Annotated in this window: 12 protein-coding genes and 1 pseudogene; 6 read left to right on the top strand and 7 right to left on the bottom strand. The window is 59.4% G+C overall.

The window, feature by feature from the left end; genetic code table 11:
• From AC6RA8_RS15835 to AC6RA8_RS15845, 3 genes and pseudogenes are all read left to right on the top strand, one after another.
• A pseudogene (locus AC6RA8_RS15835) lies at positions 1-236 on the top strand (cyclic pyranopterin phosphate synthase); the annotation flags it as partial.
• Positions 237-243: 7 nt separating this feature from the next.
• Positions 244-1,539: a 3-deoxy-D-manno-octulosonic acid transferase gene (locus AC6RA8_RS15840; RefSeq protein WP_500353831.1), complete on the top strand. Its 1,296-nt coding sequence runs from the start codon at positions 244-246 to the stop codon at positions 1,537-1,539.
• The gene (locus AC6RA8_RS15845; protein WP_500353833.1) at positions 1,532-2,581 is read left to right on the top strand and encodes a glycosyltransferase family 4 protein; all 1,050 of its coding nucleotides are present in this window, start codon (positions 1,532-1,534) and stop codon (positions 2,579-2,581) included. The genes AC6RA8_RS15840 and AC6RA8_RS15845 overlap by 8 nt, the downstream gene beginning before the upstream one ends.
• A gap of 47 nt (positions 2,582-2,628) precedes the next feature.
• Here AC6RA8_RS15845 and AC6RA8_RS15850 read toward each other — a convergent pair whose 3' ends face one another.
• The 5 genes from AC6RA8_RS15850 to AC6RA8_RS15870 all read right to left on the bottom strand — a co-directional run bounded on the left by AC6RA8_RS15850 (position 2,629) and on the right by AC6RA8_RS15870 (position 9,567).
• Positions 2,629-3,795, bottom strand: coding sequence for a M20 aminoacylase family protein (locus AC6RA8_RS15850; RefSeq protein ID WP_500353835.1), 1,167 nt, complete (start codon positions 3,793-3,795; stop codon positions 2,629-2,631).
• A gap of 15 nt (positions 3,796-3,810) precedes the next feature.
• Positions 3,811-4,977 (bottom strand): M20 aminoacylase family protein, encoded by a 1,167-nt coding sequence (locus AC6RA8_RS15855; RefSeq protein ID WP_500353837.1) that lies wholly within the window; start codon positions 4,975-4,977, stop codon positions 3,811-3,813.
• 12 nt (positions 4,978-4,989) lie between these two features.
• A complete protein-coding gene (locus AC6RA8_RS15860) occupies positions 4,990-6,336 on the bottom strand; it encodes an NAD(P)/FAD-dependent oxidoreductase (RefSeq protein ID WP_500353839.1) in 1,347 nt (448 codons plus the stop codon).
• Between the two features lie 90 nt (positions 6,337-6,426).
• Positions 6,427-7,587: an acetylornithine deacetylase gene (gene argE, locus AC6RA8_RS15865; protein WP_500353841.1), complete on the bottom strand. Its 1,161-nt coding sequence runs from the start codon at positions 7,585-7,587 to the stop codon at positions 6,427-6,429.
• 147 nt (positions 7,588-7,734) lie between these two features.
• Entirely contained in the window at positions 7,735-9,567 is a 1,833-nt protein-coding gene (locus tag AC6RA8_RS15870) for an ABC transporter ATP-binding protein (protein ID WP_500353843.1), read from the bottom strand.
• Between the two features lie 293 nt (positions 9,568-9,860).
• Between AC6RA8_RS15870 and AC6RA8_RS15875 the strand changes: the two genes are divergently transcribed.
• The 3 genes from AC6RA8_RS15875 to AC6RA8_RS15885 all read left to right on the top strand — a co-directional run bounded on the left by AC6RA8_RS15875 (position 9,861) and on the right by AC6RA8_RS15885 (position 13,642).
• Positions 9,861-11,564, top strand: a complete 1,704-nt coding sequence (locus tag AC6RA8_RS15875; RefSeq protein WP_500353845.1) for a peptide ABC transporter substrate-binding protein — start codon at positions 9,861-9,863, stop codon at positions 11,562-11,564.
• Between the two features lie 82 nt (positions 11,565-11,646).
• Positions 11,647-12,654, top strand: a complete 1,008-nt coding sequence (locus AC6RA8_RS15880; RefSeq protein WP_500353847.1) for an ABC transporter permease — start codon at positions 11,647-11,649, stop codon at positions 12,652-12,654.
• A complete protein-coding gene (locus AC6RA8_RS15885; protein WP_500353849.1) occupies positions 12,647-13,642 on the top strand; it encodes an ABC transporter permease in 996 nt (331 codons plus the stop codon). The genes AC6RA8_RS15880 and AC6RA8_RS15885 overlap by 8 nt, the downstream gene beginning before the upstream one ends.
• Before the next feature lie 138 nt (positions 13,643-13,780).
• Here AC6RA8_RS15885 and AC6RA8_RS15890 read toward each other — a convergent pair whose 3' ends face one another.
• Together AC6RA8_RS15890 and AC6RA8_RS15895 are read right to left on the bottom strand one after the other, a co-directional pair.
• Positions 13,781-15,064: a DUF3422 family protein gene (locus tag AC6RA8_RS15890; protein WP_500353850.1), complete on the bottom strand. Its 1,284-nt coding sequence runs from the start codon at positions 15,062-15,064 to the stop codon at positions 13,781-13,783.
• Positions 15,065-15,260: 196 nt separating this feature from the next.
• Positions 15,261-16,048 (bottom strand): NAD(P)(+) transhydrogenase (Re/Si-specific) subunit beta (locus tag AC6RA8_RS15895; protein ID WP_500353852.1); only part of this gene is annotated, 788 nt, incomplete at its 5' end.

The following is a 16,048-nucleotide window of genomic DNA, read 5'->3' on the forward strand; positions in this document are numbered from 1 at the left end:
GCGAAAGCTGCAACCGCGTGCGGATCACCTGCACGGGCGAGATTTACATGTGCCTTGGCCAGGAAGACATGGCCGACCTGCGCGCGCCTCTGCGTGACTTCCAGGAGGACGACGGCCCGCTCAAGGATGCCATTCGCGCAGCCATTGCCCTCAAGCCCAAGGGCCATGATTTCGACTATTCCCGGCAACGGCTGGATGGGCAGATGCCCCGGCACATGAGCCATACAGGCGGCTAGGCAACCAATGCGGCCAACAGCCCTGTTCCGGCTTTACCGCGCCCTCAGCGCGGTGGCGCTGCCCTTTGCCGCGCGCTCGGCCGTGAACAAGTTGCGCAAGGGTGGTGTTGCAGTAGATCGCGCTCATGAACGGCTGGGCCATGCCAGTGCTGAACGCCCATTGGGAACGCTGGTCTGGTTTCACGGCGCGTCGGTGGGCGAGGCAAAGTCAGTGCTGCCCCTGATAAAGCGCATCCGCGATGTGGCGCCGGACATGCGGGTGCTGCTGACGTCCGGCACCGCTACATCAGCCGAGGCTGTTGCCCCCCACCTGCCCCCAGGTGTCCTGCACCAATTCAGCCCGCTCGACGGGGTTGGTCCCCTCACCCGCTTTCTGGACCACTGGCGGCCCGATCTGTGTGTTCTTGTCGAATCCGAGCTGTGGCCCAACCTGCTGGATATCTGCGCGCAACGGGATTTGCCCGTTGCCCTGCTCAATGCCCGGCTTTCAGAACGAAGCGCAGACGGCTGGAAGAAGTTTCCGGCAACGGCGTCCTATGTTCTGCGCGGGATCGCTTGGGCGCATTGTCAGGACAGGCGCAGCCGGGATCATTTGCGGGACATGGGCCTGGCCGGGGCCGAACAGGGCACCAACCTCAAATCCGTTCTCGGAGCACCCCGCGTCAAACCGGAAGAGTTGGAAGCAGCGCACAACGCGCTCGGAGGACGGCCCGTTTGGGTCGCTGCATCCACGCACCCGGGAGAAGAAGAGCAGGTGCTAGCCGCGCAAAACATTCTGTTGAAGTCACGTCCGAACCTCTGCCTGATCCTTGTTCCCCGCCACCCGGAACGGGCCACCGATATCCTGCCCTTGGTCCATAATGCGAACCTAAGTGTCGCACAACGCAGCAAGGCGCAGACTTTGGATACACCTGTGCAAGTCTATCTTGCCGACACGATGGGTGAGACAGACCTGTGGTATGCACTCAGCCCCATCGTGTTCCTTGGCGGCTCTTTCTCGAACGTGGGCGGTCACACACCCTTTGAGCCTGCAGCGGCTCATACGGCGATCCTGCACGGACCGAACTACGCGAACTTCGCCGAAGCCTATGCCGCGTTCCAGATGAAGGACGCGAGCGTACAAGTGACAGACGGGACCACGCTCGCGGCAGAGATCGACACACTCCTCACCCACCCGAGCCGCGCCGCGCAACTCGCCGCCAACGCCCGCCCTCTTGCCCCCACGGGCACCGAAGCGCTGGACGCGATTGCACACCGCCTCTTCTCTCTGGCGGATGGTCAGGCTATGGACCGCAATGCCTGATCTCGCTGATATCGACGTTATTGCCCCAAACTTCAAACGCCGCCACTCCGGTGTGACGTCCACGGTGCTACGCCTGGTTCCATTGCAGGCCAAGCAGATCAGTATCACCAGCTGCGCACCTGACCTACCCACACAAGTCCCAAACATCCCTTGGACACGGCTTTTGACGATGCCGCGCAAAGGCCCATCTGGTCCACGGGTTTGGCATGCGCGGCGCAATGTTGAAATGGTTGGGGGGCTGGCCCTCAAATACCTGTTGGGGAAACAATTGCGGTTGCTGTTCACCTCGGCTGCCCAACGTCGGCACAAGCGCTTCACACGCTGGTTGATACGCCAACAGGATGCGGTGATTGCAACGTCCTCCAAATCCGCAGACTATCTTGAACGCGAAGTCACGGTTATTCATCACGGCTTGGACTGCGACCTGTTTTGCCCCGCCCAGGACAAACCAGCCTTGCGCAAAGAACTAGGCCTGCCTCCGGGAATCCTCATTGGCTGCTTTGGCCGCATTAGACATCAGAAGGGCAATGACCTCTTTGTAGATACGATGCTGCGCGTCCTGCCTAAGCATTCGAATGCCCAAGCTTTGGTCATGGGCCGAGCGACAAGCGAGCATCAATCCTATCTCAATGACCTCAAAGCGCGGGTTGCAGATGCCGGATTATCAGACCGACTTCACTTTCGTGACGAAGTGCCAATCGACCAGCTCGCCGATCACTTCCGCGCGCTAGATCTGTATATTGCACCGCAACGGTGGGAAGGGTTTGGATTGACACCGCTTGAAGCCATGGCCAGTGGCGTACCAGTCATTGCAACCCGGGTTGGCGCGTTCGAGGAATTGATCAAGGACGGTGAAACCGGGCATCTCGCAGACATCGAAGATGTCGATACCATTGCCGAGTACACCGACGCGCTTTTGTCCGACCCTGAACGGCTCGCCGCAATGGGCAAAGCGGCCCGCACCCACGCCGCCGCGAACTTTCGGTTGCAGCAAGAGGCGGATGCGATAATCGAGGTCTATCGCCGGTTGCTGAATAACTAAGGGACGGTGGGTGGGCGACCCGCCAAAGGCGGGAGCGTCACCCGGTGTCACGATGCCAAGGGCAACCGCTGTTCCACGATCTCTGCCCACCAGGAACACCCTGCCGGAATCGCTTCGTCGTTGAAGTTGTATTCGGGGTGATGAACCATTGCCGTGTCGCCATTGCCGACAAGGATGTAAGCCCCGGGCCGTTCTTCCAGCATGAAGGCGAAATCCTCGCCGCCCATGACCAGGGGCGCTTCTTCACACTGACCTGACACCGACCGGGCCACATCGGCCGCAAATTCAGTTTGCTCGTCATGGTTCACCATCACCGGATAGTTCCGGTTGTAATTCACCCGCGCCGCACCGCCAAAGGTGCTTGCAACACCCTCACAGATTTCGACCACCCGCTTTTCAGCCAGATCACGCGCCTCTGCGCTCATGGTACGGACGGTACCCATGATCTGCACCGTCTGCGGGATCACGTTGAACGCCTTGGAAGATGTCTCGAACGACGTGATGGACACCACGATCCGGTCAATCGGGTCCGCGTTCCGGCTCACGATCGATTGCAGCATCGTCACCGCGTGCGAGGCCATCAGGGTCGTATCAATTGTCTCGTGCGGCTTGGCCGCATGCCCGCCAAGCCCTTCGAACTCGATCTCAAGCAGATCGGTTGCCGCAAAAAATGGCCCCGGCCGGATGGAGAACTCGCCCACAGGACGTCCTGGCCAGTTGTGCATGCCATAGACTTCCTGAATGCCCCAACGATCCATCATGCCATCGTTGCACATCTCGCGGCCACCGCCGCCGCCCTCTTCGGCAGGCTGGAAGATGACCACAACCGTGCCATCGAAATTCCGCGTCTCCGAAAGATACTGCGCAGCCCCCAACAGCATCGCCGTGTGACCGTCGTGACCGCAGGCGTGCATCGCCCCCTCGGTTTTCGACGCATATTCAACGCCGGTCGCCTCGTGGATCGGCAGCGCGTCCATGTCCGCGCGCAGGCCAATCACATTGCCCGACCCATCGGCCTTTCCCTTGATCACACCAACGACACCGGTGCGCCCAATCCCCTCAACCACGTCATCACAACCAAAAGCGCGCAGCTTTTCGGCAACCAGCGCGCTGGTGCGATGTGTGTCGAACAGAATTTCAGGATGCTGATGGATGTCTCGTCGCCACGCGGTGATGTCGGCGTGCATTTCGGCAAAACGGTTCTTGATGGGCATTAATGCGTCCTTTGATTACTGCGCAGGCATACGTTGTTCGACCAGCTCCACGAACCAGCTGGCACCGGCGGGAATAGCTTCGTCATCGAATTGATACTCCGGGTGATGCACCATTGGCCCGTCCCCATTTCCCAGCATGATGTAGGCACCGGGACAGGCATTGAGCATGAACGAGAAATCTTCGGCTGCCATGATGGGCGGGATATCGGTAATCACGTCCCCAGCGACGGCGCGGGCGGCAGCCGCTGCATATTCTGTATACTCATCATGGTTGATGGTCACAGGGTATCCAACGGTGTAATCCACCTTGGCTTCACATTGATGGGCTTGGGCCGTGGCTGTCACGATCTCGCTCACGCGCGCTTCCACGAAATCCCGCACCTCTGGGTCCAATGCACGAACCGTACCGGTCATGCGCGTCACCTGCGGAATGATGTTGTGGGTGTCGATGTCTGAGTGCAGCGCGCACACTGACACAACGGCCGACGCCAACGGATCCACATTCCGGCTCGCAATGCTTTGCAGGCCCAGAATGATATGCGCCGCCGCCACATTGGGATCGATGGATTGGTGCGGAGCTGCGGCATGTCCACCCTTGCCGGTTACGGTCACCTCGAATTCATCTGCCGAGGCCAGCAATGCGCCCGGGCGAATGGCAAAGGCACCTGTCGGCAAACCCGGCATGTTGTGCAGGCCATAGATCTCTTGGATGCCCCACCGATCAATCAACCCATCATTGACCATCTCACGGCCCCCGCCTCCGCCTTCCTCGGCAGGTTGGAAGGCCAGCACCACCGTGCCGTCAAAGTTCCGCGTCTCGGCCAGATATTGCGCTGCGCCCAGCAGGATCGACGTGTGCCCATCATGGCCGCAGGCATGCATCTTGCCCGGGTGCTTTGACGCATAGTCGAGCCCCGTCGCCTCTTCGATTGGAAGTGCGTCCATATCGGCGCGCAACCCCACTACGCGACCCTTCGTGTCCGTACGGCCTTTGATGACGGCGACAACGCCGGTCTTGCCTATACCTGTTGTAACGTCATCGACACCGAAATCCCGAAGCCGTTCCACAACAAAGGCCGCCGTTTCATGCACGTCGAAATCCAGTTCCGGATGTGCATGAAGGTGGCGGCGCCAGCCCGTGATCTCGGCGTGGGTCTCGGCAAGGCGGTTCTTGATAGGCATAGTGTGATCCTGTCAGACAAATGGGCCGAGGCGCATCTTGCTGCCATCGGAAAAACGGCTCAGGCGGAACCGCGTCAGATCATGGCCCGGATCGTCGCCCATGACCAGAGCCGCCAGCACCTTTCCCATGCCCGGACCAATGCCGAACCCGTGACCGCTCATCCCGGTGCCGATGGTCAGTCCCGGCAACGCGTCCACGCGATCCACGACCGGAACCACGTCGGGCATGGTGTCAATCATCCCTGCCCATGCGGTCTTGATCCGCACGGGCCCAAGATCCGGGAACAATGCCTGAAATCTGCTGGTCAATTGCGCCACCTTGCGGCGATTGGGGGTGGGGTTGAGAATGCGCATCTCTTCGAACGGGCTTGGACCATCGGCCTCCCAACGGCGCGATGTCGACCAGGCATCGGGATAACCACGCGGTGCGGCTGGAAGGAAACGCGTGCCGAACGGGTCGGCGCGCAATTGTGGCAGGTATTTCGGCAGCGCCCGAAACGCATCCGGACCAATGAACAATTCGTGAAACCCACCGGCAGCTAAGGAGTATCCCCCATCCTTACGCGGTCTAAACGCAATACCGTCATCTGCGGCGCCGCCGGGAAACACCATCGGCAGCGCCTCGGTTGCGGCAACCGTCGCACGCACCGACAGTTGCGGTAGCGAAATACCGTGGCGGCGCATCAGCAAGGAAGACCATGCGCCCCCCGCAAGCACAACCTCAGGCGCAACGATGCGACCTTGTTCAGTGACAACGCCCGCCACGCGACCCGCCTGTATATCAAGCGCCCGAACCGCGCAGTTTTCGACAATGATCGCACCTGCACGCACCGCAACGCCGGCCAGCGCGGGAACGGCCACCCAAGGTTCAGCCCGCATGTCAGATGCGGTATGAAGCGCGCCGGCATAGCTCCTCGACATCCCCGGAACCAGATCAGCAACTTCGCTGACACTCAGCAGCCGACTATCAACATCATTGGCCGCAGCATGCGGTAACCAATCGGCATAACGTCCCATTTCCGCATCCGTCTTTGCCAGATAGGTCACCCCACCTTGCGTCAGACCGATATCGACATTGGTCCGCTTGGCCAGATCGCGCCACAAACGGTTGGCCTCGACCATAATGGGTAATTCGTCTGGGTCCCGCCCCTGCTGACGAATCCATCCCCAATTGCGGCTGGACTGTTCCCCGGCAATGCGTCCCTTTTCCAAAAGGACAACGCGCTGCCCACCCTCAGCCAGGTACAAGGCGGTGCAAACACCAATCACACCGCCGCCAATCACAACCACATCTGCCTGTTCCGGCGGCGGGCCGGGCCAGGTGACGGGGGTTGCATCATGGATAGGGAAACTGGTCATGGCATAGCGGTTGGGGATGCCGCAGACATCGGTTGCACAGGGCACCCCAGCACTGGCGTCAGCCCGTTTTTCACTTCGTACCCCGCCGCCCTACGCAAGGCGCGCCACAAGATCACGCATGAACGCGCGTCCCGCCTCGAACTGGGCGACGGTGATGAACTCGTTGGGCTGATGTGCCTGCGCAATATCGCCGGGTCCACAAACCACGGCAGAATAACCGGCCGCCTGGAACTGCCCAGCCTCTGTTCCGTAGCTGACCACATGAGTGCCGTTATCACCCGTGATGGCGCGCACAAGGCCTTCGGCGGCCCCGTCTTCCTCGGGTTTGAGCGGCGGCACGTCAAAGCGTGTCTCGATATCAACGCGCGCCTCGGGATGTGTGGCCTTCATCCCCTTCTCAACCTCGGCAACATGGGCCAGATACGCCTCTTTCAACGCCACAACATCGTCGCCGGGCACCGCACGAAAATCCATCGAGAAGTAACAATCCTTTGCAGTGATGTTGTGGGCGGTGCCACCGTGCACCTGCCCGACATGCCACGTTGTAAAGGGGGGATCGAACATGGCGGCCAGCGTTGAGGGTTCAGCCACCATATTCTCCGCGTTCCGATGGTTGGCAAAGTCGATGATCCTTGCCCCCTCAAGGATCGCGCTCACCCCTTGAGGCAGAAGGGAGGAATGCACTTCGAAGCCAACCACATGCGTGTCAAACCCTTGCCCGCCCTTGTGGCCTGTCACCGCTTTCATCATCGAAGGTTCGCCAACGATAACCGGACCACCTTTGGGCAGGACACCTTGCATCGCCGCGATCATGGGCGGCGCACCCAAACACCCGATCTCTTCGTCAAAGCTCAAGGCCAGCTGCAGGGGCGTTTTCACACCGGCATAATGCGCCTCCACCAACGCCCAAAGAGCAAGCGCGTCAAACCCCTTCATGTCGCATGTACCGCGACCGAAATACTTTCCGTCCTTCTCAGTCACCACAAACGGATCGGTGTCCCAAGGCTGCCCATCCACGGGCACGACATCCGTGTGACCAGACAGAACGACCGCACCTTCAACTTTGGGGCCAACATGGGCGTAAATTGCCGCCTTTGGCTCATCCGGATGATAGTACCGATGTGCGGAAATGCCGTGATCGTTCAGATACCCCTCAACCCAATCAACCAGGGGCAAGTTGGTGTCGCGGCTGACAGTCGGGAAACTGATGAGCTTGGTCATCAGCTCAAGCGGAGTCATTCTGGGTGTCATGTGGATCTCTTTCGATACTCGGCCAGCCTAGGCGGAGTGTTGACCGACTACCAGTGCTGTCGACCGACGCAAACACATCAACATGAATGCGCCGACCAGGGTCGGAAAATCAAACAGTGACGATGTCAGAGCGTTTGAACGGCGCGATCAGTAACCGCTGTCGGTGGTCAGCACGAGGTGGCCCGGTTCAATTTCGGTGTATTCGGATGGCGCCGGATCATAGTCAACCGGATGAATGGGTGACGGGATCGGTTTGAAATTCAAGTCTTTCTCGTCCTTGCGCTGACGCGGGTCAGCGATCGGCACGGCCTTCATCAAGGCTTGGGTATAAGGGTGCTGCGGGTTCTCGAAGACACGCGCACGTGGCCCCATCTCAACAATCCGGCCCAGATACATGACGCCCACATGGTGGCTGACCCGTTCCACCACAGCCATGTCATGGCTGATGAACAAGAAGGACAGCCCCAATTCGGCCTGCAACTCCATCATCAGGTTCAAAACCTGCGCCTGAACGGACACGTCCAGCGCTGACACGGCCTCGTCCGCTATGATCAGCTTGGGATTCAGCGCAAGCGCGCGTGCAATGGCAACGCGTTGGCGCTGTCCACCCGATAGCTCGTGCGGGTAGCGACGCATAAAGCTGCGCGGCAACTCGACCCGATCAAACAGCATCTCGACCCGCTTGATGCCTTCCTCGCCCTTGAACATCCCAAAATTCTGCATGGGCTCGGCCACCTGGTCGGCCAGTTGCATCTGTGGGTTCAAAGAGGCGAACGGATCCTGAAAGATCATCTGCATATCACGCCGTGCATCGCGCAAATCGCGATCATTCAGCGCCATGATGTCGGTGCCATCCAGCACGATATGCCCCGACTGCGGTTCAACCAGACGCAGGATTGACCGACCCGCCGACGATTTGCCGCAGCCGGACTCTCCAACCAAGCTCAGGGTCTGGCCCTTGTTGATGGTAAAGGACACATCCTCGACCGCGTGCACATTCGCGACTGTGCGCCGGAAAAAGCCGCCCTTGACTGGAAAGCGCGTTGTTAGATTGCTGACTTCCAGCAGTTTCTCCTCGGTGCCGGGAATCGGGGCAATCTCACCCTGCGACCGGCCCAAAAGCTTCATCGGCTCGGGATAGGTTTTGCCCCGCATCTCACCCAATTTGGGCACTGCAGCCAAAAGCGCCTTGGTGTAGGGGTGCCGTGGGTTTTCGAAAATCTCGGCGACCGGGCCTTCCTCGACCTTGTTGCCACGGAACATGACAACGACACGATCCGCCATTTGCGCAACAACAGCCATGTCATGGGTGATGAACATTACGGCAGTGCCGGTTTCACGCTTCAACCGGTCCATTAGGGCCAGGATTTCGGCCTGAATGGTCACGTCGAGTGCGGTCGTTGGCTCGTCCGCGATCAGCAAACGCGGCTCACATGCCAGCGCCATGGCAATCACCACACGCTGCCGCATCCCGCCCGATAGCTCGTGCGGGTATTGCTTCATCCGGCGGGCGGGTTCGGGAATGCGCACTTGCTGAAGAAGTGACAAAGCGCGTTCTTCGGCCTGCGCCTTCTTCAACCCTTTGTGCAGTCGCAAACCCTCGGTCAACTGACGCCCGACGGTGAACACGGGGTTCAGCGCCGTCATCGGCTCCTGAAAGATCATACCGATCTCGTTGCCGCGAATGGTGCGCATCAGGCTTTGGTCCGTATCGGCCAGATCAACGGCATCCGCTTCCTTGCGATCAAACAACAGCCGACCGCCTGCAATCTCGCCCCCACCAAACTCCACAAGCCGCATCAGCGACAGCGACGACACCGACTTGCCAGAGCCGGATTCGCCAACGATACAGACCGTTTCACCGGCGTTGACCTCGAACGACACGTCCTCGACCCCAAGGACAGGTCCGTCCTTGGTTTGAAACTGCACGCGCAAATTCTGAATGTTTGCAATCGGCGACGTATCTGTGTGGTCGAGCATTTTTATCCCCGCAATCGAGCCTTTTTGGCTCAGGTTTTCCAAAGAGTGGGCGAAGGCACAGGCACTGTCAAACATTCACCTACGAAATTTATCGTTGACCGCACGCAACGCTTGCAATTTCCCCAAAAGCTGTTTCGATATTGCCGTGCGCTTGGGGGCCAAGATTAAAAACTACGGGGAAACCGTGGGTTATCGCGTAAACGTATCCTACCCTCAAGCCGGATTAGCGCCACACACGATGTGGCGTGCATTAGACGAGCAGGACAAACCTGCCGTCCAACAAGGAGTATGATATGACCCTCAAAACCCTTCTTATGGGTGCTGTGGCATCGGTGGCACTTGCCCCGGCAGCTTTTGCCGAGCGTGGCTCGGATGGCGAACTGAAGATCATCTATTGGCAGGCGCCATCGATTCTGAACCCGTACCTGTCGGGCGGCACCAAGGACATCGAATCCGCCTCGATGATCATCGAACCCCTCGCCCGCTACGATGAAACCGGCGCCCTGACACCCTGGCTGGCGGCAGAAATTCCAACCGTCGGCAACGGCGGCGTAAGCGAAGACCTGACCACCATCACCTGGAAGATCCAGGAAGGCATCACCTGGTCTGACGGCACCCCATTCACCTCGGCCGATGTGAAATTCACCGCTGACTACTGCATGCACCCCGAAGGCGGCTGCGCGCAGCTGGCATTCTTCGATGGCGTCGAGAATGTCGAGGCGCTGGATGATCTGACCGTGAAAGTCACGTTCAACCAACCGAAACCGAACCCGTATGGTCCATTCGTGGGCGGCCAGTCACCCATCATCCAAGCAGCTCAATTTGCAGACTGCCTGGGCGCAAAGGCCCCCGAATGCACCGAAGCAAACTTTAACCCCATTGGCACCGGCGGCTTCAAGGTTGAAGAATTCCGCCCCAATGACGTGATCACGATGGTCGCGAATGACAACTACCGCGACCCTGCAAAGCCTGCGTTCGCGCGTGTGACGTTCAAAGGTGGCGGTGACGCAACCGCTGCTGGCCGCGCTGTCCTGGAAACGGGCGAGTTTGACTACGCCTGGAACCTGCAACTGGCGCCCGACGTCATCGCCAAGATGGAAGAAGGCGGCAAAGGCAAAGCCATCGCAGGCTTCGGCCCGCTGGTGGAACGTCTGGAAATGAACCTGACGAACCCATCGCCGGATTTGCCACCAGAAACACGTGCCACAGTTGCCGAACCGCACCCGTTCCTGAGCGATATGGCGGTGCGTCAAGCCCTGTCCATGGCCATCGACCGTCCCCTTCTGGTTGAGGTCGGGTATGGCAAAGCAGGCAAGGTAACATGTGACCTTGTCCCTGCACCGGATATGTTTGCCTCCGGCGACATGCACTGTGCCACACAGGACATTGATGGCGCCAAGGCCCTTTTGGACGAAGCAGGCTGGGTAGACAGCAATGGCAACGGCATCCGCGACAAGGACGGCGTAGAATTGTCGATCCTGTACCAAACGTCGACCAACGCTGTGCGTCAGGACTTCCAGGCGCTGATCAAGGCGTGGTGGGAAGAGATTGGCGTGGAAACGGAACTGCGCAACCTCGACGCCTCCGTGTTCTTCGGCGGTGACCCGGGCTCGCCCGACACGTTCCAGAAGTTCTATGCCGATGTTGAAATGTACGCCAACACGTTCAACGGCACCGATCCCCAGCAATATCTGGCACAGTATCGTTGTGGCAACGAACCCAAGCCGTCCTCGCAATGGCAGGGTGAGAACATCAACCGCTTCTGCGATCCCGCATATGACGAGCTGATCGATGAACTTGCCCGCACAGGCGACATCGAAAAGCGCGCCGAAATCGCGATCAAGATGAACAACATGCTGACCAAAGACACCTTCACCATTGTGCCGCTTGTGCACCGTGGCCGCGTGTCCGCCCACTCAAATACGCTGGGCGGCGTGAAGCTGAACGTTTGGGACAGCGAAATCTGGAACACTGCGGACTGGTACCGTATCAAGTGATCAGATTCTCGGGGTGGGCGTTGTCGCCCACCCTACCCTCTGACCAAAAACAAAAAGACCTCCGCAAAAGGATTGGCCTCTCATGCTGACCTTCACAATCCGCCGGTTGATCCTGTCGATCCCGACGCTTTTGTTCATCAGCCTTGTGATTTTCCTGCTGTTGCAGCTCGCCCCGGGCGATCCGATGGCGCAAGTTCCGCTGACAGTCCCCCCTGAAGTCAAAGAGAAGATGCGCGAGGCGCTTGGCCTCGGTGCGCCGCTTCATGTCCAGTACTGGAAGTGGATGGTTCAGTTCTTCTGGATCGAACCTCAGGTCCTCATGGATCACTGGTTCGGCACAACCTTCGCCGAAGGCAAGCAACGCGTGATCTCCTGGCAGACGCGCAGCCCGGTCATGGACATCGTGGTGCAGCGTATCCCCCAAACGCTCTGGGTGGTTGGCCTGTCCTATATCGTTGGCATCCTGATTGCCCTGCCCATCGGCATCTACTCCGCCTACAAACAATACTCCGTCTTCGATCAGTCCGGCACATTCATCACGATGATCGGCTTTTCGATCCCGCCCTTTTTCACCGGCCCCCTTCTGATCGTCATCTTTTCGGTCCAACTGGGCTGGCTGCCCTCGATCTATGACACCACCCACGTTGTCACCGACTGGGCCAGTTTCAAAGTGCAGTTCATGCAAATGGTCATGCCCGTCATGGTGCTGGCGCTCCAGACCACTGCCCAGATCAGCCGCTACATGCGGTCGTCCATGCTCGACAATCTCGGTCAGGACTATGTGCGCACAGCACGGGCCAAGGGTCTGCGCGAAGGTGTCGTCGTCATGCAGCACGTTCTGCGAAACTCGATGATCCCGGTCATCACCGTTATCGCGCTTGGCGTGCCTTCGATCTTCGGCGGCGCCATCATCACCGAGAACGTATTCAAGGTGAACGGGATCGGGCAATTGCTGCTGACAGCACTTTTTGCCAACGACATCCCGATGGTCATGACCCTGACCTTCATCTTCGCGATCCTGATCGTGCTCTTCAACCTGATTGCCGACGTGCTCTACGGCGTGCTCGACCCGAGGATCCGCTATGACTGATCAGACGCAAGATATGCCCGCCTCCGGTGGGACAGACCCCTATGCCGCGCTCCAGGACAAGGAGCCGCCAAAAGCGCCCCGCAGCCAATGGAAAGATGTCTGGGACCAGTTCAAGCGGCACAAGGGCGCCCTCTTTGGCGGTGGCTTCCTGGTGTTCATCACACTGGCTGTGATCCTGGGCCCCTATATCTGGCAGATCGATCCGCAAAAGCTGGATATCCGCAACAAGGATATGCGGCCCATCTATGTCGCGCTTTGGGATGGTGACGCCAAAGTCGGGTGGTTCCGGCCCCTTGGCACCGACAACCTGGGCCGAGATATTCTGGCCAACCTGATTGCTGGTGGACGCGCCTCCATGGCCGTTGGCTGGGCCGCGATGGTCCTTGCGCTGCTGATTGGTACCTCCATCGGCGTGATCGCCGGCTATTTCAAGAAGGCCGACTTCTGGCTGATGCGCTTCACTGACCTCGTCCTGTCCCTGCCCATCCTGCCCTTGCTGCTGGTGGCCGTGACCCTTTTCCGCGAACCGCTCAGGGCCAATTTCGGCCCTGAAGGTGGCATGTTCATCCTGATTGTGGGGGTCGTGGGCCTGACGTCATGGATGCAAACAGCGCGCATCGTGCGCGGCGACATCCTGGCGCTCAAGGAACGCGAGTTCATTCTTGCCGCCCGCTCCATCGGCACCACATCGGGCAAAATCATCCGGCGGCACCTGCTGCCCAACGTGATCTCCCCCATCATGGTCTCCGCCACTTTGGGCCTCGCCACGGCGATCATCACCGAAAGCGCGCTCAGTTTCCTTGGCGTCGGATTCCCGTCCGACTTCCCGACATGGGGCAAACTGCTGGCAGATGCCGTGCAACGGATGGAGCAATACCCCGAACGTGTGGTCCTGCCAGGTATCCTGATCTCGCTGACGGTGCTGGGCGTAAACTACCTCGGCGACGGCCTGCGCGATGCACTCGATCCACGCATACGCGGGCGCTGACGCCTACTGGCTGAAAAGACGATGGGGGCGCAACCGAGAGGCAGCGTCCCCTTTTCGATTTCACCCAGTACACCAGACGGAGAAAGGGACGGCGGGCGGGGCGCATTTGCCACAGGCAAACAGCGTCCAACCCCGTCCTTACCGCTCAACCTTACTCTTCAAACGCTTGATCGCCGTCCACACAAGAAACACCACGGGCACCGTAATCAAAGCCGTCATCAGGTTCTTCGACACACCTGTCGTCGCTTCCAGCGAGTAGAACAGGTACGACAGCAACGATACTGAATAGTAACTGATGGCGACCGCCGAAAACCCTTCGACCGTGCGCTGCAGGCGCATCTGCAAGTCCGACCGCCGGTCCATGCTTTCAAGCAACGCCTGGTTCTGAGCCGACCGCTCCACATCCACCTGTGTCCGCAACAGGTCTGCGGCCCGTACGCTACGATCTGACATGGCGGCCAGGCGCCGTTCGGTCGACTGCACCGTTCGCATCGCGGGCTGATACCTGCGCATCATGAACTCGGCAAAGGTCTGGCGCCCCTGATAACGATCCTCGCGCAAGGCCTCGATCCGCTCGTTCACAATCGCCTCATAGGCCCGGGTTGCCCCGATGCGGAACGATGATTGGGCCGAAAGGCTTTCCAGCTCCGCGGAAATGGACAGCAGCGCCCGCAAGGTCTCTTCCGCCTCTGCATGCTCACCCGACATGCTCTCGACCAACTCGATCAAGCGGGTGTCGAGGGCGGTCAACTGCGTGCCCGTGGTTCGGGCGCGGGCAAAGCCGAGCATCGACATGGATTTGTAAGTCTCGATCTCGCACAGACGTTGCACGATCCGCCCGACGCGCCGCTGGCCTGTCTCTTCAGAGATGAACGCGGCAAAGCGCATATTGCCGTTCTGATCGATCCGAAAATCCCCCGCGATAACAGCGGCATCATCCAGGACAGAGCTGACGGCCAGGCTTTCCGGCACAAACCACTCCAGCAATCGCTTCTGAATCTCGGCTTCTTCGGGTCGCGGTTCAACCCGGATTAAAACCGAAGTAAAACGCTGCCCCGGCGCGGCCTCCAGCCATTCCTGCGGAAACGGCTCAAAAGCCCGAGCATCAAAGGGCCGATCCTCCACCCCATCCGAAAAGATGGTGTAGGTCACAAATTCGGTATGCTGCTCCCATTTCAGCCAATGCCGCCCGATCTGCCCATAGTAATGCGTGGCCCCCGGCTGCGGGTGTGGCGCGCCGTAGCGATCCAGCAATGCCTGCAAGTGCGCAACGTCCTTGGCACGGTCACGGTTGACCGCCATCTCCGGCTGCTTGAACGCGACATAGGCCGCCGCACATGGTGCACGCATGGACGGAAACGGACGGGCGTGCAGCTCGTTTGCAAGCTGGTATCGCAACGGGTGGTCTTCGATGGGGGCCATGACTGCTCCGATGATCTGTTATGCCCAAATAATCACAAATCGAACAAAGTCAACGCAGATTTTCACATCTTATCAACGGCTTAATAGGATGCAATTGTATACCGAGCCCACCAACATTGGCCCAATCCATGCAAAAACAAAAAAAAAGGCGGACCCGAAGGTCCGCCTTTTCAAATCTTATATGACACCTGCCGCGTCAGTCGATCATCGGCAACAATTTGTCGATGGACTGCTTGGCATCACCATAGAACATGCGCGTATTCTCTTTGAAGAACAGCGGGTTCTCGATCCCGGAATAGCCGGTGCCCTGCCCACGCTTCGACACGAACACCTGCTTGGCCTTCCAGCATTCAAGCACGGGCATACCCGCGATGGGGCTGTTTGGATCGTCTTGCGCAGCCGGGTTCACGATGTCGTTCGAGCCGATAACGATGGCCACATCCGTATCCGGGAAATCCTCATTGATCTCGTCCATCTCCAGCACGATGTCGTAAGGCACCTTCGCCTCGGCCAACAGCACGTTCATGTGCCCAGGCAGACGGCCTGCCACCGGGTGGATAGCAAAGCGTACTTCCTTGCCAGCGGCCCGCAGCTTGCGCGTCAGCTCGGCCACACCTTGCTGGGCTTGCGCCACGGCCATGCCGTAGCCCGGGATGATGATGACGCTATCTGCCTCGTTCAGGGCCGTGGCCACTCCGTCAGCCTCGATGGCGATCTGCTCACCTTCGACGGCCATCTGCTCCCCTGCCGGGCCACCAAAGCCACCCAGGATGACAGAGACAAACGACCGGTTCATCGCCTTACACATGATGTAGGACAGGATCGCACCGGAGGACCCCACAAGCGCGCCCACAACGATCAGCAGGTCGTTGCCAAGGCTGAAACCGATGGCCGCCGCCGCCCAGCCGGAATAGCTGTTCAGCATCGACACCACGACAGGCATATCCGCCCCGCCAATGCCCATGATCAAATGCCAGCCAATGA

It is taken from the genome of Tateyamaria sp. (assembly GCF_059783535.1).